The 18,723-nt window shown below is 70.6% G+C and carries 10 protein-coding genes; 2 read left to right on the top strand and 8 right to left on the bottom strand.

From position 1 onward, the window contains the following. Window positions 1-28 precede the first annotated feature (28 nt). On the top strand, window positions 29-2,797 hold the full coding sequence (locus ABN611_RS27375) for a BTAD domain-containing putative transcriptional regulator (RefSeq protein ID WP_350275113.1): 2,769 nt from the start codon (window positions 29-31) through the stop codon (window positions 2,795-2,797). A gap of 47 nt (window positions 2,798-2,844) precedes the next feature. Here ABN611_RS27375 and ABN611_RS27370 read toward each other — a convergent pair whose 3' ends face one another. The 6 genes from ABN611_RS27370 to ABN611_RS27345 all read right to left on the bottom strand — a co-directional run bounded on the left by ABN611_RS27370 (window position 2,845) and on the right by ABN611_RS27345 (window position 16,015). Beyond that, complete coding sequence (locus ABN611_RS27370) at window positions 2,845-8,547, bottom strand: RHS repeat-associated core domain-containing protein (protein ID WP_350275112.1); 5,703 nt, start codon at window positions 8,545-8,547, stop codon at window positions 2,845-2,847. 14 nt (window positions 8,548-8,561) lie between these two features. Next, window positions 8,562-13,184 carry a LamG domain-containing protein gene (locus tag ABN611_RS27365; RefSeq protein WP_350275111.1) on the bottom strand — a complete coding sequence of 1,541 codons (4,623 nt, stop codon included), beginning with the start codon at window positions 13,182-13,184 and terminating at the stop codon, window positions 8,562-8,564. A gap of 224 nt (window positions 13,185-13,408) precedes the next feature. After that, the gene (locus tag ABN611_RS27360; RefSeq protein ID WP_350275110.1) at window positions 13,409-13,645 is read right to left on the bottom strand and encodes a helix-turn-helix transcriptional regulator; all 237 of its coding nucleotides are present in this window, start codon (window positions 13,643-13,645) and stop codon (window positions 13,409-13,411) included. Then, window positions 13,645-14,133 carry a DUF2975 domain-containing protein gene (locus ABN611_RS27355; protein ID WP_350275109.1) on the bottom strand — a complete coding sequence of 163 codons (489 nt, stop codon included), beginning with the start codon at window positions 14,131-14,133 and terminating at the stop codon, window positions 13,645-13,647. Before ABN611_RS27355 ends, ABN611_RS27360 begins: the two co-directional genes overlap by 1 nt. A 68-nt stretch (window positions 14,134-14,201) precedes the next feature. Further along, window positions 14,202-15,047 carry an SDR family NAD(P)-dependent oxidoreductase gene (locus ABN611_RS27350; protein WP_350275108.1) on the bottom strand — a complete coding sequence of 282 codons (846 nt, stop codon included), beginning with the start codon at window positions 15,045-15,047 and terminating at the stop codon, window positions 14,202-14,204. A gap of 50 nt (window positions 15,048-15,097) precedes the next feature. After that, window positions 15,098-16,015, bottom strand: coding sequence for a hypothetical protein (locus ABN611_RS27345; protein ID WP_350275107.1), 918 nt, complete (start codon window positions 16,013-16,015; stop codon window positions 15,098-15,100). Window positions 16,016-16,096: 81 nt separating this feature from the next. Here ABN611_RS27345 and ABN611_RS27340 point away from each other — a divergent pair, with 81 nt between their 5' ends. After that, window positions 16,097-16,693, top strand: a complete 597-nt coding sequence (locus ABN611_RS27340; protein ID WP_350275106.1) for a TetR/AcrR family transcriptional regulator — start codon at window positions 16,097-16,099, stop codon at window positions 16,691-16,693. On the opposite strand, the gene ABN611_RS27335 is transcribed toward ABN611_RS27340, so the two are convergent. Together ABN611_RS27335 and ABN611_RS27330 are read right to left on the bottom strand one after the other, a co-directional pair. Next, a complete protein-coding gene (locus ABN611_RS27335; RefSeq protein WP_350275105.1) occupies window positions 16,681-17,559 on the bottom strand; it encodes a polysaccharide deacetylase in 879 nt (292 codons plus the stop codon). The genes ABN611_RS27340 and ABN611_RS27335 overlap by 13 nt on opposite strands. Further along, entirely contained in the window at window positions 17,556-18,683 is a 1,128-nt protein-coding gene (locus ABN611_RS27330; RefSeq protein WP_350275104.1) for an NADH:flavin oxidoreductase, read from the bottom strand. Before ABN611_RS27330 ends, ABN611_RS27335 begins: the two co-directional genes overlap by 4 nt. Between the last annotated feature and the right edge of the window lie 40 nt (window positions 18,684-18,723).

Raw genomic sequence — 18,723 nt, 5'->3', positions numbered from 1 at the left:
AAGCATAAGCTTGGCCGGGTGACTGGACATGCGGTCTGACGGGGAACGGCACGACGGCGAGCTGACCTGGCGTGTCCTCGGGCCGTGGTACGTGCGCGCCGGCACGGACGACGTACCGCTGCCGCCCGGTCAGGCCCGGATCGTGCTCGCGTCGCTGCTGCTCACCCCCAATCAACCAGTTGGGATCGACACGCTCGTCGACCAACTCTGGACCGAACGCAGGCCGGCGCGGCCGCACGGCACACTGCACACGTACGTGTCGCGGCTGCGCCGGGCGCTGGGCCCCAACAGGATCGAAACCAGCCCGGCCGGCTACCTGCTGCGGGCAGACGAGCAGTACGTCGACCTGCACCAGTTCCGCGCGCTACAGACCAAGGCCGCCGACGCCGCATCGCCGTCCGAGGAGCTGAGCCTGCTCCGGGAGGCGCTCGCACTATGGCGTGGCCGGCCGTTCGGCGACCTGCCGTCGACCTGGCTCGACCGCGACGTCGTACCGCAGCTCACCGAGGAGTGGTTCGCGGCGACCGAGCGCCGGATCGATCTCGAACTCGCGGCCGGCCCGCCCGGGACCTTGATCCCCGAACTGTCCGAGCTGACCCAGCGGTACCCGACGCGGGAAGCGCTGTGGTTCCGGCTGATCGACGCGCTGCACCGCGCCGGCCGCCGCGCCGAGGCGCTCGACCGGTTCCACCAAGTCCGGGCGGTACTGCGCGACGAGCTCGGCATCGACCCGGGCGAACAGCTCAGTCAGCTGCATCGCGCGGTGCTCCGCGGCGACGTCTCGCGCCGCCGCGAACCGATCCGGCAGCTACCGCACGACATCCGGAACTTCGTCGGCCGCAGTACCGAACTGGACGCCCTCAACGCGATGGACCGCGACCTCGCCTCCGACCAGGCGACCCGGATCGTCACGATCGACGGCGCGCCCGGCACCGGGAAGACCACACTCGCCGTCCACTGGGCCCACCGGAAGGCGGCGAGCTTCGGCGATGCCCAGCTCTACCTGAACCTCCGCGGCTACGGTCCCGGCGACCCGGTCGGTCCCGCCGACGCGGCGGCCATGCTGCTGCGGGCCCTCGGCGTCGCCAGCGAACGGATCCCCGCCGGGACCGAGGAGCGGTCCGCGTTGTTGCGCAGTTCGCTGGCCGGCCGGCAGGTGCTGCTTCTGCTGGACAACGCCCGCGACGCTGACCAGGTCCGGCCGCTGCTCCCCGGATCCGGCAGCCTGGTGATTGTCACCAGCCGCAACCAGCTCCGCAGCCTGGCGATCCGCGACGGCGCGCGCCGGCTGACCCTGCGCCCGATGACGCCGGACCAGGCCGTCGAGTTGCTCGCGGCCACCATCGGCCGGGACCGGATCGCCGCCGAACCGGACGCCAGCCGGGACCTGGTCCTGATCTGCGACCGGCTGCCGCTGGCACTGGCGATCGTCGCCGAGCGGGCCCAGCGGGCCGGCACGCTGGCCGAGGTGGTCAGCGCGCTCGGGGACGCCCAGGCCAGGCTCGACCACTTCGACGCCGGGGATCCGCAGTCCGACCTGTCGGCAGCACTCTCGTGGTCCTACCGCGCGCTGGCCCCACAGGCCGCCGCCATGTTCCGGCTGCTCGGTCTGCACCCTGGCGACGACATCGGTCTGCACGCGGCAGCAGCTCTCGCCGGTCAGCCGCCCGCGCAGGCCAGGACAGCGCTCGACCATCTCGTCAGTGTCCATCTCGTCGACCAGCGACAACCTGATCGGTACGAGATGCACGACCTGATCCGGCTCTACGCGACGCGGCTGGCAGCCGACGAGCCTGCCGACGTACAGGACGCGGCCGTCGATCGGCTGGCCGACTGGTACCTGCACGCGGCGCTGAGCGCCGACCAGCGCCTGCAGCCACTCCGGCTGCGGGACTTCGCGGAGCCGTTCCGTCCGCGGGCCGCGCCGCCGGAGTTCCCGACGGTCGCGGACGCGATCGCGTGGTTCGAGCGGGAGTACGAGTGCCTGCGCGCGATCACTGCCTGGCTGGCCGGCAACGGGCGCGCGGGTCACGCGTGGCGGACCGTGCTGGCGATGGCGACCTTCCTCGACAACCGCATCCCGTGGTCCGACGGGCTGACGTTCTTCGAGCTCGCGGTCGACGCCGCCCGCGCCGAGACCGAACCGTCAGCCCGTGGTTTCGCGCTCAACGCCCTCGGCTGCTTCCACTTCGACCAGGAGGACTGGCCGCTCATCGAGCGATACCTGACCGACGCGCTCTCCTGTTTCGAGGCGGTCCAGCACAGCCGCGGCGAGGCGATGGTGCTGGGCAACCTCGCGATCGTCTGCGCCCAGCTCGGGCGCCCGGACATCGCCGTGGAGTACAGCACCCGGGCAATCGAACTGTGCGAACGCAACGGCTACACCCGCGGCGTCGTGGTGAACCTCGACAACCGCGGCGTCGCGCTCGCGGCCACCGGCCGGTACGCCGAAGCGGTCGAGGCGCACCTGGCGGCCGATCGCCTGGACGCCGGGGACCTGGTCGCCGACGCGTACAACCAGCAGAACCTCGGCCGGGCGTACGCCGCCCTCGGCAAGGTCGCCGCCGCGGTCCGGGCCTTGCGCCGCTCCGTCACCCTGTTCCGCGTCATCGACAACCGCCGCTGGGCAGTAGGCGCCCTCATCGACCTCGGCAAGGTCCTCCTCGAAGCCGACCACCCCGCACTGGCCGCCCGCGTCCTACGCACCGCCCTCACAGTCCTGATCGAGCTTGCCGACCCCCGCGCCACCGACGTCGAAGCCGTACTCGCCAAGGCCGAGGCTCGAACAGCCACCTGACCGCGTGGCTCCCGGGCGATCCGGGAGCCACGCGAGATTGCACCGGTCTACAGACCGGGGACGATGCCCGCATCAGCCGAGCCGTACCCGATGGTGTCGGGGATGCCGCTGAACGGGTTCGGATTGTTGAACTTGACCAGGTACTCCGAAGACGACTCGCCCCGGCCGCCGGTTACGGAAGAACCGCCGAGCTTGTCGGACACCGCGTCGATCTTCTCCAGCCCTCTGAACCGGCCGCCGATCCCGGCCGCGGGACCAACTCCCGCACCGAAGCTCCACGGCCCACCGGCGCCGCCCCCATTGGGACCGTCGCTGCGTCCTACCTCAGCCGCGACGCCGACGGGACCGACCTTGATGTCACCGCCGACGGAGGTTTCCGGGCCCGCCAGCCCTGGGACGTCCGTCGTGGCGAGCTTCAGCCCGAAGGTGCCGCCGACGCCGAGCCCGGGGCCGATGAACTTCTTCTCCCCCAAGGAGACGCCGATTCCGTGATTGTCGATCATCAGGCAGTTCTCCCGGGCGATGCCGACGAACGCCTGGACGCTGCCCGCAAAGCAGAACCCGAACGACCAGCTTTGCGATTCCGGAGGCTTCGGGCGCTCCCAGACCGGCGCCGGGCCGCGGACGCCCTTCTGGCAGTCGCCGTGTTTGTTGCAGGCCGGTGCCCGGAGCGGGGTCGAGCCGCGCGAACCTCGGCGGCAATCGCCCTGTTCGTTGCAGGACGGTTGTTTCGCCGGGCCGTTGAGTTTGCCGCCCTTGCTGTTGACCACCGGTGCGCTCTGGCCTTGCCATTTGTCGTCTCGGTAGTGGCCGATGTGTTCGTCGGCGGAGCGGGCCAGGCCGGTGGGGTCGGTGGTGTTGATCGGGCTGCTGCCGGCGTAGGAGTAGCCGTCTAGTTGTTGTGGGTCCTGCGGGACGAGCAGGGGGTCTACGGACAGGAAGCGTCCCGTGGCTGGGTCGTAGGTGCGGGCTCCTAGGTGGGTGAGGCCGGTGGAGGCGTCGACGGTGCCGCCTACGAAGCCCTTCTCGCCTGGGAATGTCGCAGCTTCGCCTCGGGGTGCGCCGAACGGTAGTTCGCGTCGGCGCGTGAACGACAGCAGTTGGGCGTCGATCGCGAGCCGGTGGGTGCCGTGGTGGTCGCCTGCCAGCCACGAAAGTCCGGTCGACGTCCGGACCGCTACGGTCGTCCCGCCGTGCTCGTAGTAGCGGGTTCCGGTGAGCTTGCCGGTGGCCTTGTCCAGCCGGATCTCCTGGTCGCCCAGGTACAGCACCGTGGCGTTCGGGTCCCGCCGGATCAGTCGGGTGCCATCGGCGGCGTACAACGACGATGTGGTGGCTCCGGCCTCCGTGACCGTGTCTAGGCGGCCCTGGGCATTCCAGCTCAGCGTCTGTGCGCCGCGCGTGACTGTGTTGCCGGCTGCGTCGTAGCCGTAGCTGGTGGTGCTGTTGCCGGCAGGTCCGCTGCTGGTAACAGAGCTGACCCCATGTGGTTGCGGCTGACCAGTGGCCGGGTAGCTGTAGCTACGAGTGGTATCGCCGATGGCGGTGTGCTGGATCTCGCTCCGTCGGTTCCCGGCCTGGTCGTAGCGGTAGCTGTGCCAGTACGGCGCTGGGCCTGAAATCGCATCGACCGTCGGTGCGGCACCGCACCCGGCACCTGCGGTCCACGCCTCCGTCAGCCGTTGCACGTGGTCGTACTGGAAGCACTGGACGTCAGCAAGCCCGTCAGCCGTGGTCTCGGCGATCGAGGTGATGCCGCCGGATGCGTTGCGCACGTACCCCGTGTCGGACTGCATCGGTCGCGGCAGCTCGGCGTCCACGACAGTGCGATTGACCAGGCGGGTGTTGTCGTCGTAGTACGTCGACAACCACGCCCGCTTGTCGCCCTCACCCAGGTGCAGGCGCTGCTGTTCGCCGTACCGCGTGTACTCGGTGTTGAGGACGTACTCGGTCGTGGTGCCGGACCCGCTGCCGTACGTGCGCAGCGGCCGGCCCGTGTCGTCGTACGTGTGGAACACCGACTCCTGAGGCAGGTCGCCGGCCGCGGGGTACGTCTGGCTGGCGAGGCTGCCGTCGGGGTTGTAGGTCATCGTCGACACGTAGCTCCTGGTCAGGCCGCCCTCGCCGTCGGGGACGGTCAACGTGCCGCGGTGCAGCTGGTACAGAGCGGTGTACGCGTTGACGCTGCTCGTGTATGCCTTCCCTGCCGCGTCGAAGCGGGTCGAGGTCGCGGGCATGCCGTTGGCCACCGTGCCGTTCGGCAGCGTGTCGTACGTCCAGGCCGCCAACTTCGGCCCCTCCAGCGAGCCGGAGTGCTCCGCCGTCTTGCGGCCGAGGTCGTCGTAGGCGTACGCGATGGTCTGCTCACGCGCATCCGTAGTGCTGACCATCCGGCCCGCGTCGTCGTACGTCGCGGTGCTGAGTCCTCGGTCCGGATCCTTCGACCTGACCTGCCGGCCCAGCAGGTCGTAGCCGTACTCCCACCTGTTGCCGGCCGGATCGGTCAGTCCGGCGAGCTGACCGGCCGGGGTGTGCGTGTACTTCGTGATGTCGTACGTCCCCGCCACGCTGCCGCCGTGGTACTGCCAGTGCTCGACCGGCCGGCCGCGAGCGTCGCTGATCGTCGTGGTCGCGGGGCTGCCGTCCGGTGGATCGACATGCACCCGGTCCCCGCCGTACCGCGTGCTCGTCCGGAACTTCTCTGCCACGCCGCCGGTGAAGATCGACTCGACCGCACGGCCGGCGCCGTCGTACTGCACAGTCGTCAGGCCGGGAGCCTCGTTGTCGTCGGCGATCCACAGTTCGTTGTCAACGGCACCGGTGTTGAAGAACGGCTGGGACGACTTCCACACCCGCCCCTGGGAGTCGTACCGGGTGTCGGTCAGCAGGCGACCGCCGCCGACCGCGGGCTGCTGCACCTGGCGAGCGCGCAGCAGGCCGTCGTACAGCGAGTTCACTGCGGAGTACCGCCCGTTCGGGCCGAGCTTGCTCGTCGTCACGACGGTCGGTGCGTCGTTGCGGACCTGGTATGTGTACTTGACGTTCGCCGACAGCGGTTGGCTGCCGCCACGGGGCCGGTTCGGCAACCAGACCGCAGTGACGCGGCCAAGCGCGTCGTAGGCCGTCTCCGTCTTGCGTCCGTTCGCGTCGGTGACGCTCACCTGGCTTCCGTACGCCGGATCGAGAGCGGCGACCGTGGTGTGGCCGAGCGGGTTCGTCCGCTCCTCCTGCGTCAGCGGCCCGCCGGTTGCCGGTGTGTAGGCCGTGGCGGTGAGTTTGCCGAGTGCGTCGCGGCTCTCGACGACGCGGCCGTGGACGTCGTACCGCGCGGTCCGGGTGGTCGTGTACTCCGGTCCGGCCGCGGGCCGCGCGGCCGCTTCCTCCACCCGCGTCACCGCGCCGTGTACCGGCGGTGCGCCCGCGCTCTGCCCGTCGTACGACGTGCGGACGTCGGAGATCGCGTCCGCCGGGAACGCCGGTGCGGTTCCGCAGTTCGCCGCCACCTTCTCGACCCGCGACGGCAGGTCCAGCAGCCAGGCGGTCGTGTTGCGCACGTACGTCGTCCGCGTACAGGTGTCGTCGCCCGGATCGGCGGTGTCGCCCAGGTCGTCGACCTTCGTGGGCACTCCCCTGTCGTCGTACGCCGTCACGGTCTTCGTGGTTCGCCAACCCCGGCCGCCGTCCAGCGCGACCAGCTCGCGCACCGTTCCACTGCCGACGAGGTAGGCGTGATGCTCGCCGCGCGTGGCGGTCGGGCCCTGCCACACCGGCTGGCTGATCGACTTGCGCACTGCCGCGCCGGACACGCCGAGGTACGTGCTGCTCTCGAGTTCGAAGCCCTGCAGCCAGTCGTGGTCCGGATGGCTGCCGTTCTCCGAGTCCACCACGGCGGCGGACTTGCTGCCGCCGCTCGGCGTGGCCCGGTCGCCGTTCATCCCGCGGAAGAAGCGCCGCTCGGTCATCGTCACCGGCCCGGCCGGATCGTCCGGCACGCCCTTGCGGATCCGGACCTTGGCGTAGCCGCGGAAGTCGTTCCAGGTCTTCTTGTCCGGCGGTGTGAACTCGGACTGGTCGTAGTGCCAGGCGGCGCCGTCGAGGTACTCGTAGCTGGTCACCTGTTGCGGATTGGCGCTGATCCGGTCGGATTGCACGACCGAGGCCACGACGTACTTGTTGAAGTAGTCGGTGCGCTCGGCGTAGTCCTTCGTCTTCTTCCACCGCACCGGGAAGCAGCGCTTGGTGTTCGACTCGGGGTTGGTGGGCGCGGCGAGACAGTCCGGGGGTGCGTAGCTGATCGACGTGACCCCGCCCGACTCGGACACGATGCCGGTGACCCGGTAGCGCAGGACCGGTGACAGCTGGTCGGCCTGGTGGACCCGGTTGGCGAGCACAGCGCCCTCGAACGTCACGGGCGGCAGCGTGACCGACCCACCGGCCAGTCCGGTGTGCGTGATCGACTTCAGCCAGAGCGCGGCTCGCTCGCCGTCACCGGGTTGTGGGAACTGATGGTCGAGCGTCCAGTGGTCGACATCGCTGTACGTCGATCCGCGCAGCACCTGTGTGGTCACCGACGCGAGCCGTTTGGTGGTCCAGAAGGTCGGCGCGTACTGGCCGGGGCAGGTGGCCGCCTCGCAGCGCGCGTCCAGCGGTACGTCGGGAAAGTTGTCCTTCCGGTCCAGCGTGCAGACGGTGCTGCCCGGCACGCAGCGCTCGGCGGTGCCGAAGACGACCCGTCCGGACGGCTGGCCGGTCAGTCCGGTGTGCAGGCCGTAGTCGACGCGATCGAGCCAGCCGCCGCGAACGTACTGGACGGCCGCGTCCTTCAGGTTCCGGCCGTACGAGTTCGTCTCGGTCCGGTACTGCAGCAGGATGGTGTTGCCGTGGCTGTCGACGATCTTGTCCAGGTTCCAGCGCCACGCCTGCGGGCACCACGACGCGTCGAACGTCGCCCGATGGCACGGCTCGCTCTCGTCGTCGCCGAACACCGGGACGGTCCAGGTGGACTTCGCGTCCGGCCGGGAACCGAAGAAGTACTGCGTTCCGTCGACGGCGGTGATCTTCCAGTACTCGCCGTTGTCGTCGCCGTTGCCGGACCCGGTCAGCCGCTCGATCCGCGAACCGTCGTCACGCTTGGCGCGCCAGCCGTTGGCGCCGGGGATCAGCATCCCGCCCCCTCCGGCGTACGACGCGGTGGCGTTGTCGCTGCGCCAACACAGGTCACCGACCTGCTGCCCGGCGGTGCTGCCTTCCTTGTCGTCGGAGCAGCCGCCGTACGTCCGCTCGACGAAGCCCAGGTTCAGGTCCCAGCCGTCACCGGCCCAGCTCGGCTGGTTGTTCGTCGCGCTGGTCCGGCCGTCGATACTGGCCGACGAGTACGACAGCGCCAGGTCCGGCTCCAGCCCGCCGGGCGCCGGCGGCACCCGCAGCGGATAGCTCCAGGTGAAGTCGCCGGTCCGGGCCGAGACGTCCCAGGTCGCGGAGGGGGCCAGCGGAGTCGCACCGGGATTCCCGGACCCCTCGGTGGCCGGAGCGGTAGGCCCCTGGTCGCCGTGCAGCTCCGCGCGCGTCGCGTCGTCGGCTCCGCGGGCTTCGACGGTCTGTGCGGTCACCGGTACCGACTTGACCTCGGGCAACGGCACCGTCGGCCCGGCTGCCGCGGCTGCTCCCACCTGGGCCGGAGCGGCGAGCCCGGCCCCGAGCACCAGTGAGCACACGGCTGCGGCAACGGTGATGTGTCTGCGGATGCGCATGGTCGTCCCTGCGATCAGCCGGCGGACGCCGGGTAGGAGGCGAACAGGTTCTCGATCCGGGCCTTGTCCAGCCGGCCCGCGTACAGCCGGACGTCGTCGACGTCGCCCGGCCAGAACTCCGCCGGCGCGCCGCCGGTCAGGCCGCGGCCGAGGTGCAGCCCGCCGGACGTGGCCCACGGTGTGTCGAGTACGCCGTCGCCCTGGCGGTCGGCGTCGACGTACAACCACAGCTGTTTCGCCGGTGCGTCGTACACGCCGACGAGTTGCACCCATTTGCCGAGGTCGGACTCCAGCGCGGACACCGACGCCTTCGTCACCGTGCCGTCGGCTTCGGGCATCTCGAAGACCCAGGCCCCGAAGCGATGGCTGTCGTCGTCGGCAAAGTGACCGAGCCGGAACTTGCTCGTCTGCCCGCCGTCGAGGCTGACCGCCGTGAGCCGGCAGGAGAACTCCGTGCCCCGATCACACACCTTGCGCAACCGGACCCAGGCGGACACCGTGAAACTCTTCGTGGCGTCGATGTCGACCCCGGTTGTCGACGCGGTGTCGTCCTGGCCGTCGAAGCCCAGGGCGTTACCCACCCGGCCGGTGATCCGGCCGGGTCCGCTGAGCGTGCCGGCCCGGGCGCCGACGGAGTCCGCCGCGTTGGTACCGGCGGTTTCGTCCAGCGCCCAGTGGTGCGCCAGGCCGAGATCGCGCCCGGCCATCGTGACGATCTCGCTCGCGGACAGCACCCGGTCGAACGCGCGGACGTCGTCGACCGTGCCCGGGAAGGAGGCGCTGCGCACCCCGTTCCACTTGCTGCCGCCGATCACGAACCGGCCCGCCGGGTAGTCCCAGGTCTGTGTATGGGTCGCGGTGCCGCCGAGGACACCGTTCACGTGGATCGCGAGCTGCTTGCGTTGCGCGTCGTAGCTCCCGACCACGTGTTGCCAGACGCCGATCTGGGCCAGCGGCCCGATCGCCCGGGCACCGGAGTTCCCGGCGTCCTTCGCGTCGGCGCCGGACATCGCGAAGGTCCAGTGCCCCTTGTCCGTGAGTTGCAGATGGAACGAGCTGACCACCTGACCGTCCTGCGACAGCGGGACCCACCAGCCGCCCAGCTTGTCCGGGCGAAGCCATGCGCTGACCGAGAAGCTGCGATCGACGTCCACCGTGTGCGGCGCGTCGACGTAGGCATCGGTGCCGTTCAGCTGGATCGCGCGATCCGCCGGGTTCGGCATCGACGTCTGGCCGGCCGTCCAGGTCGCTGCACCGTGCACGGTGCCGTCGCGATGGTTCACGGACGTGTCGACGGGAGTGCCGTCCAGCTTCCAGGTCGCCGCGCTCACGTCGCTGCCCGCGACCAGGCCCCGGATCTCGTCGACCGAGATCTCCCGGTTGTACGCCCGGACCTCGTCGATCATCCCGGGCCAGGTGTTGGTGGGAATGCCGTTCCACCGGCCGCGCCCGATCCGCAGCGGTCCGGTGGCGTCGAAGCCGGCGACCCGCGGTGCGGAACCGGCGGGTGCGCCGTTGACGTAGAGCCTGATCTGCCGGGCGGACCCGTCGTACACCGCGGCCAGGTGGGTCAGCTTGTTGACCTCGGCCGGCACCGTGGAGTGGACCACCTCGTCCGCAGGCCGCGACAAGGCGTCCGCCGACGGCTGGAGGAACTCCCAGACGCCACGGCCCTCCAGCTGGCGGTACGAGAGGAAGAAGCCGCTGACGTTGGTTCCGTCCTGGGCCAGCACGATGGCCGAGCCGCCGGTGTGCGGTGCCCGGTCGAGCTTCACCCAGGCCGCGACCGAGAAGCTCTGGTCGGTGCGGATCACCGGGCCGCTCGTCGCCACCTGGTCGTCCACTCCGTCGAGCTGCACGCCCTTGCCGACAGCGCCACCGGCGAGCGCGGCACCCTCCTGCAGTACGGCGGCCTCACCGCCGTCCACCTGGTTGCGCGTCGTGGTGCCGGCGGCTTCCTCGAACGCCCAGTGTGCCGTCTGCACGTCGTCCTGGCCGACCGCGGCCCGGATTTCGTCGTCGGTCAGCACTCGGTCGTAGACCTTCACCTCGTCGATGCCACCGGACCACGGATCGCACGGGTCGGCACCGCACTTCTGCCGACCGACCGCCAGCGGACCCGACGCATGCCACGGGGCGAACCCGGACGGCAGTGCCTGCTCGGCGACCCGGACACCGTTCACGTAGAGCCTGATCACGTTGGCCGCTCGGTCGTACACCCCCGTGACGTGCGACCACCTGTCGAGCTGGGCCGGTGCTGTGGCGAACGCGTAAGTGCCAGGTGGACTGATGCTGGTGCCGTTGTTCAGCATGAGCAGCGCCCACTTGTTCGTGTCACCGCGGTACTGCAGATAGAAGCCGCTGTTGTACGGCGCACCGTCCTGGGCGGCGATCGCCATCACCTGGACGGAGCGGGTCGGCTGCGGCTTCACCCAGGCCGACACCGAGAAGCTGGCGTCGGTGCGTACGGTGTTCGGCGCGGTCATGTTCGTCGTGTGTTGCGCCCCGTCGAGTTGCAGCCCCAGTCCGATCGCGCCGGGCGCGTAGCGGGCTGTGCCGCCCAACGTGCCGTCCCGGTCGCCGAGGGCGGCGGTGTCCTCGGTGCTGCCCTCGAAGGACCATTGCGCCAGCGGACCGCTGCCGGGACGGACGTAGTAGCGGTACGTCGTGGCCGGGCTCTTGTTGCCGGCCCGGTCGACGCTCTGCACGAACAGCTCCTGCGGCTGGTCGGAAGCGGGCGTGACACTGATGGTCGCCTTGCCGCCGAGCGCGTCGGCCGGCGCCGGGTTGGTCGGTGGGAAGGTGGTGCCCCACAGGTAGTGATCGACGTCCGCGGTGCCCGGATCGCTGCCGGTGACCTTCGTGCGCTCGAGCACGAACGTGCCCGGCACGCCCACTCCCCCGTGCCAGCGGTTGTCGTCCTGGTAGAGAATTCCGGTCACCTTCGGTCCCGACGACGGGGGCGTGCGGTCGACCACGAACGGGCCGGGTCCGTGCGTCCACGGGCTGAAGTCGAGGCGCTGCCCGGTGTTCTCGTCGACGTCCCAGCCGCGCACGTACCAGTCCATCTTGTTGCCGTCGGCAAGCGCGACGGTGGTGTCGTGGAAGGACCCGTTCGCCTGCAGGGCGCCGTACCTGGTAGTCACCGCTCCGTTGGTGTGGATGTCCCACTGCGGCAGGACCGCGTTGCCGTCCGGGTCGGACAGGCCGGCGATCAGCCGGATCGAGTCGCCGCCGAAGTACCGCATGCCGGCGCACCACTTGCACGGCGCCGGGAGGGCCGGGTCAGTGCGCACGCTGCCCGGCGCGTTCGGTGCCGCGTTGAACCGGATGCGCAGCTTCGTCGCGTGCGGGTCGTACTTACGCCAACTGGCCGCGTCCCCCTCGTTGCCGGCCCGGATGATGTACGTCGACGTACTCGACGGGTTCACGTGGTTGGTCGGCAGCACGAACGAGAACGGCTTCCAGCCGCCGCAGCCGCCGCGGTCGTAGGATCCGGGTGCGTTCGACTCACTGATCTGCCAGCCGCCCGGCGCGTTCGCCCAGGTGGTGCCGGGCCCGATCTGGCTGGTGCCGAGCAACACGTGCCGCTGGGTGGTGCAGCTCGGACTGTGGACCACGGCCGAGTCCAGCCAGACACCCATGATCCGCTTCCCGACCAGGATGCCGCCCGCGTGGGTGTCGAACTGGAAGTACGAGCGCATCACCCCGATGTCGTTGCAGCCCGCGAAGGCACACACGCCGACCTGCGCCACGTCGGCGCCGCCGGGACTGGCGTTCGGGAAGGCGCTGTGCGGCTTGCCCTGCGAGACCGAGGTCCAGAACGACTTCCCGTACGTCGCCCAGTTCGGGTCGACCACGATCGGCAGCTTGGCGCGCGGGTCACGCATCAGGCGCTGATCCGGGGTGATCGTGAGCGACGACGTACCCACCGACACCGCGGCGACCGAACGGCGGGCCGGCGTACCGGAGTCCCACATCGCGGAGGGCGGCGCCGTGAAGACGACCGCGCCGGCGGGCGTCCGGGCCTCCAGTCCGCCGGACGTCGTCGCCGTCACCCGCACGCCCTCGGTCCGCAGCCCCAGCTTCACCTGCGTCAGCTGACGGGCGGCCTGCCGGGTGTGCACCACGAGGTGCTGGGTGTAGCCGGTGGACTCGGCCCGCAGTACCAGGTCCACACCGGGCCGAACCTCGCGATAGGTCGCCGACGGCCCGTCCAGCTCCGGTACCGGCAGCGATCCGGGCCAGGTCAGCGTGATCCGGGCACCGCTCTTGCCGTACCGCACCATCGGTACGGCACCGCCGGCCGAGAACGCCACGTCCACCGCGGCCGCCTTCGGTGCGACGGTACCGTCGGACCTGCGGACGAGATCGGTGTCGATGCCCTCCCATTGCTTCCCGCGGCGGATCCGCACCGGCCCCGCGGACAGCTCCACGATCGACGAGCCGTCCGGCTGTGCGAAGACGGTGCGATCCTCCGACCGCAGTCCCGTGACCTCGACCCTGGTGCCCTGCCGGCGCGCGGCGCGCGTGGCCCCGGCGAGGTCCGCCGCCGCCGCGACGGGCGCCGGCTCGGCCGTCGTTGTCCGCGGTGCCGCGGAGGCCCCGATACTCGGGGAGAGCAACGGTGTGAACAAGCACAGCGCGACTACCCCGGCAAGACGCCTGAGGCGCCGCCTCGACGCCGAGAGACGTGAACGTGGCACAGGACCCAACTCCTCCAGTCGCGGAACTACGCGCGACTGGGCCATCGCCCCCGTTGCCGATCCCCCAGCCCGCCTGCGACGACGATGGCAGCTGATGCCTTACACGATTCTCAACAGCCGCCGACGCGGTGACAGACGGCGTACAGCCGTGGTGCTCAGGCGCTGCGGTCGGACGTGGCCTCGGTATCCTCCGGGATCCAGCGGAGGAGGTCGCCGGGTTGGCAGTCGAGGGCCTCGCAGAGGGCGGCGAGGGTGCTGAAGCGGACTGCTTTCGCGCGGCCGTTCTTGAGGACGGCGAGGTTGGCGGGGGTGATGCCGACGCGGTCGGCGAGGGTGCCGACGGCCATCTTGCGCTTGGCGAGCATGACGTCGACGTCGACGACGATCGGCATCAGATGACCTCGTCGAGCTCGGCCCGGAGTTGCTGCGCCTCGTGGTCGGTGGCGACGGCCTGGGCGAGCAGCATCCGCAGGACGTAGACCACCAGCGCCACGCCGGCCACGACCACCGACAGTCCGCACACCAGGCCGACGATGCCGGGGGCGACCGCCTCCCCCGGCGCCAGCGCGACGGCCATCCCGAAGGTGAGCAGCGACGCCGCGGCGATCGCGCCGATCACGATGTCGACGTACCGGAAGGCACCGTGCGAGAACACGGTGCCCCGGCGAACCATCGTGAGCAGCCGCCAGATGCACACCGCGGTCACCTGCAGCGTGACGATGCCGAGCACCACGATCACCACCACGGGGATCCGGACCGCGGCCGGCGCGTCGTCGAGATCCATCCACAACAGCGGCACCATCAGGCCCTGCACCACCAGCGACCCTGCCAGCGCGATCGCCAGCACGACCCGCAACGCGAGCACAGCTACTCGTCCCATACCCGACCCCTTAATCGATCAACGATGCAAATCTATCGAAAATCGACAGGTCAGGCAAGGGCTCGACGTCAGCCCTGGGCGCGGCGGGCGAGGTCCTCGGTGTCCTTCCAGTTCCGCAGGCGGTCGGCGTACACCTTCTCGAGCATCGGCTGGAAGCCCTGGCCGAAGAGCACGCGCAGCGGCGGGTTGTCGGCGTCGGCCAGTTCGAGGAGCACCTGGGCGGCGGCCGCGGGGTCGCCCGCGGGCTGGTTGCCCATGGCACCGGCCAGCCGCTTGCGCAGGTCGTCGTACGCCGGGTTGGGATCGGCGAGGAAACCGTTGTTCAGCGGGTCCGGGTTCTTGCCGCCGCGGGTGGCGTAGCCGCCCGGCTCGATGATCGTGACCTTGATCCCGAAGTCGGCGACCTCGAGTGCGAGCGCCTCGTTCAGGCCTTCGAGGGCCCACTTGGAGGCGTGATAGGCCCCGCCCAGCGGCATCGCCAGCAGGCCGGCGGCCGAGGACAGCTGGAAGATGTGCCCGGAGCCCTGCTCCCGCAGGTGCGGCAGCGCCGCCTGGACCACCCAGACCGCCCCGAACAGGTTGGCCTCCAGCTGGTCGCGCAACTGTTGCTCGGTCAGTTCCTCGACGGCGCCGATCTGCGCGTGGCCGGCGTTGTTGACGACCACGTCGAGACGACCGAAGTGCTCCTTCGTGCGGTCGACGCTCGCGAACACGGCGTCCTTGTCGGTCACGTCCATCGCGAGCGGGAGTACGGCGTCGCCGTACTCGGTGACGCCGTACTCGGTGACGAGGTCGTCGAGGCTCGCGGCGTTCCGGGCGGTCGCGGCGACCCGGTCCCCGCGCGCCAGGGCGGCCTCGACGAACGCGCGCCCCAGACCGCGGGACGAACCGGTGACGAACCAGACCTTGCTCATCGCTGTCCTGCCTTCCGTCGTTGGCATCTCTGCTCACGAGATGCCGACGGTCAGACAGGCGTGACAGCCACCGCTCGTGACCTGGACCAGGTACGGCGGAGGAGGCTGAGGCCATACAGAGCACTGCCCGGGGTCGAGAGCAGTGTGAGCAGGACGATCATCGGCCGTACGTCGCCGTCGTTCGCCAGCAGGATCTGCGTCGGTCCTTGGAAGGCGGCCACGCAGCAACCGGTCCAGGTGATCAGCCACGCGAGCCTCGGGCCCACGCCCCGGGACAGGAACGGTACGGCGAAGGCAGCCAGACCCAGCAGTCCGCTCACGACGAGAACCGTGCGCTGGGCAACGAGTTCCATCCCTTGCGGTCCCGTGGAGCCCGGCCCGGCCAGGCCCCAGTAGAGGTTGGCCAGGCCGAAGGGCACCAGCCCCAGCGCGCCGCCGACGAGCGGCGCGACCCTCGGCAGCTCCGGGGGCCTCGCGATGAGCTGACCCCAGCGGGTCACGACGTACTGCGCCAACAGGACGGCCATCGCGATACCGAGCAGGGCGAACCCGCTGTAGACGACGCCGAACACCCACGGGGCCAGACCCTCGTCCGCGGCGACTTCACCGGCGGCCAACTGGAGGATCAGGCCGACCGGTAGGCCGAGGAGGATCGGCGCCAGCAGTCCGGTCACCCCCGCGCCCAGGACGAACACGAGCCAGGCCGGCACCCGGTGCGCACTCGGCCGGGTCAGGGCGATCGCGAAGGCGACCGCGACGAGCATCAGGCCGACGGTGATCAGGTTGCCGACGACGAACCTCGTCTCGTGCATCGCGCCGGCGCCGGCCGCGGTCGTCGTACCGATCGACGAACCGCTCAGCCACAGCACTTTGAGGACCAGGTACGGCACAGGGGCCAGGCAGGCGACGGCGAGGGCCGCCCGCCGCAACGACCGGCGCTGCTGGGACATGCCGAGAACTCCGCTCATTGGAGAGACTTATCTAGAGAAGAGTATCTAATATGGCAGAACCGGCCGAGCCGGGGTCGAGCGGCCGCATAAGGTGGTGGCGTGGCGAAACGTGCGCTGTACTCACGGGACGAGATCCTCGATGCCGCCGTCCTGGCCGTCCGGGACCGCGGGCACGCGGCGACGGTCGCCGACGTGACCAAGCTGCTGAACGCCCCGTCGGGGTCGATCTACCACCGCTTCCCCTCGCGGCAGTCGTTGTTCGTCTCGGCCTGGATGCGGTGTGTGCGGCAGTTCCAGAGCACGTTCGCGGACCTTGGCATCGACGACCCGGTCGAGGCGATCGTCGAGACCGGGCTACAGATTCCGAGGTTCTGCCGGGAGCACCCGGCCGAGGCCCGGACGCTGACGCTGTTCCGCTACCAGCTGCTGATGGCCGACCCGCCCGCGGAGCTCGCCGCGGACCTCGAGGTGCTCAACGTCCCGGTCTCCGAGCACATCGCAGCGCTCACCCGTCGCCGGTACGGGCGGATCACGCAGCGGCGGCTTGAACTCGTCGCGCTGGCGTGCCGCGATACGCCGTACGGCATGGTCCGCGGTCTGATCGGCGGGCCGATCCCGGCCTGGCTGGACGAACCCATCGCCGCCGCATCGCGCGCGATCGCCCTGCTGAGCGACAAGCCGGGTCAGTCGGGGTAGACGGCCGGATCCGCCGTGACGTTCGGCGGGTCACGCCGTTCGAGGGCGGGGTCGGCGTAGGTGGCGGCGGCGAGGTCGCGGCAGCGGGCGAAGTGGACGTCGCCGCGGGACTGGGCCGTCTCGATCAGGTCGCGCAGTGCCAGCAGCCGGCTCGGGCGGCCGGACAGGAACGGGTGCAGGCACAGGTTGAACAGGCACCGGTAGTGCCGCATCGCGTCGAGCTCGGCCTGCCACAGCTCCAGCACCTTGCGCGGGGACTCGATGACCGACCCGATCTGTGGCGCCGGGAGGAACGCGTACTGCTCCCAGTCGTCGAGCGACCAGTGCACCGGGAGTTCCGCGACCGGGCGGCCGTCGACCCCCAGCAGGTACGGCCGGTCGTCGCCCATCAGCGACGAGTCGTACGTCAGCCCGTGCTCCGCGACCAGCTCGAGCGTGGTCTGCGTGGCCTCCCACAGCGCGGCCCGGTGCCCGGTGATCTCGATGCCCTGGGCATCGAAAACCTCCAGGGCGCGCTCGAAGTCGGCGCGCTGCTCGACCGCGTTCATCGACGTCGGCGCGCGATGGCTGTACGAGTGGTGGGCGACCTCGTGGCCGCGCTCGACGATCGTTGCCGCCAGCCCCGGCCGGTGCTCGGCCACCCACCCCGGCACGAAGAACGTCGCCGGTACGTCGAGATCGTCGAGCAGATCGAGGATCCGCGGTACGCCGACGTCCGGGCCGTACGCCTGGTGCGACATCGTCATCAGGTGACCGGCGTACTGCCGCCCGGCCGCGAGGATCGGCGTCTCGGCGTCGACGTCGAAGGTGAGCGTGGCGACCGCCGCCGCCCCGCCGTGCCACGCCGCGCCTGTCGTGCCCGTCATGACCGGCCAGTCTGCCACTGCTTCACGTTCGCCAGCGTCACGGACGGCTGCAGCATGGTCCGGTCGAACACCTCGAGCGGCCGGCCGTCGGCGAGCCGGCGCGGCAGGTCCGGGTTCGCCAGCGCGCCGTGACCGATCGACAGCACGTCAGCGTGTCCGTCGGTCAGCACGCGGTCCGCCTGCTCGGGGTCGTGCATGCCGCCGTTCGCGATCACCGGCAGTCCGCTGATCCGGCGCGCCAGGCCGGTGATGGTCTGCCCGCCTTGCAGGCGCGCGGTGTCCAGCCAGTTGCGGCCCTCGCTCGCGATGTGCAGGTAGTCGACGCCGGTCGCGGCGAGCGCGGAGAAGATGACCTCGCCGTCGTACGCGCCGCCCGGCCAGCGGTACTCGAAGTCGTTCACCTTTGTCTGCGACAGGCGTACGCCGACCACGAAGTCCTCCGGCGTCGCGGAGACGACGGCCTCCGCGACCTCGGCCGTCAGCCGGATCCGGTTCGCGACCGGTCCGCCGTACCTGTCGGTGCGCTGGTTGGTGTAGACGGTCAGGAACTGGTCGAGCAGGTAGCCGTTGGCGCCGTGGATCTCGACGCCGTCGAAGCCGGCTTCGGACGCACGCACCGCGGCGGCCGCGAAGTCGTCGACGATCTGCCGGAGCTCGTCGATCGTGAGCTCTCGCGGCACCGGCCACGGGCCGCTGCCGCCGTACTCCGGCATCATCTGGCCGAGCGGCTGCACGGCCGAGGGTCCGACCAGCTCGGCGCGGTGCGGGTTGCCCTGCGAGATCGCGCCGGCGTGCATCAGCTGGGCGAGGATCCTGCCGCCGGCCGCGTGCACCCGGTCCGTCACGGCGCGCCAGCCGTCGGCTTGTTCCGCCGTACTGAGGCCGGGCTGGTTGAGATAGCCCTGGCTGTATGCGGCGTCCGGGTAGGTGCCTTCGGTGATCAGCAGCCCGAAACCGCCGGCCGCGTACTCGCCGTAGTAGTCGGCCATCTCGGCCGTCGGTACGCCGGCTGGGGTCGCGGAGACCCGCGTCATCGGCGCTACGGCGAGACGGTTCGCGAGGTCGAGCCCGCCGATCCGGGCCGGCTCCAGGGCGGGGTGCACACGAGTCGTTGTCAGCTCCATGGGTCCAACTCCAGCACGACTCGGCGCCTCCGGACGATGG

The sequence above is a fragment of the Kribbella sp. HUAS MG21 genome (assembly GCF_040254265.1).
Lineage (GTDB): Bacteria > Actinomycetota > Actinomycetes > Propionibacteriales > Kribbellaceae > Kribbella.
The sequence above is the reverse complement of the archived record's forward strand: the minus strand, read 5'-3'. Positions and strand labels throughout refer to the sequence as shown.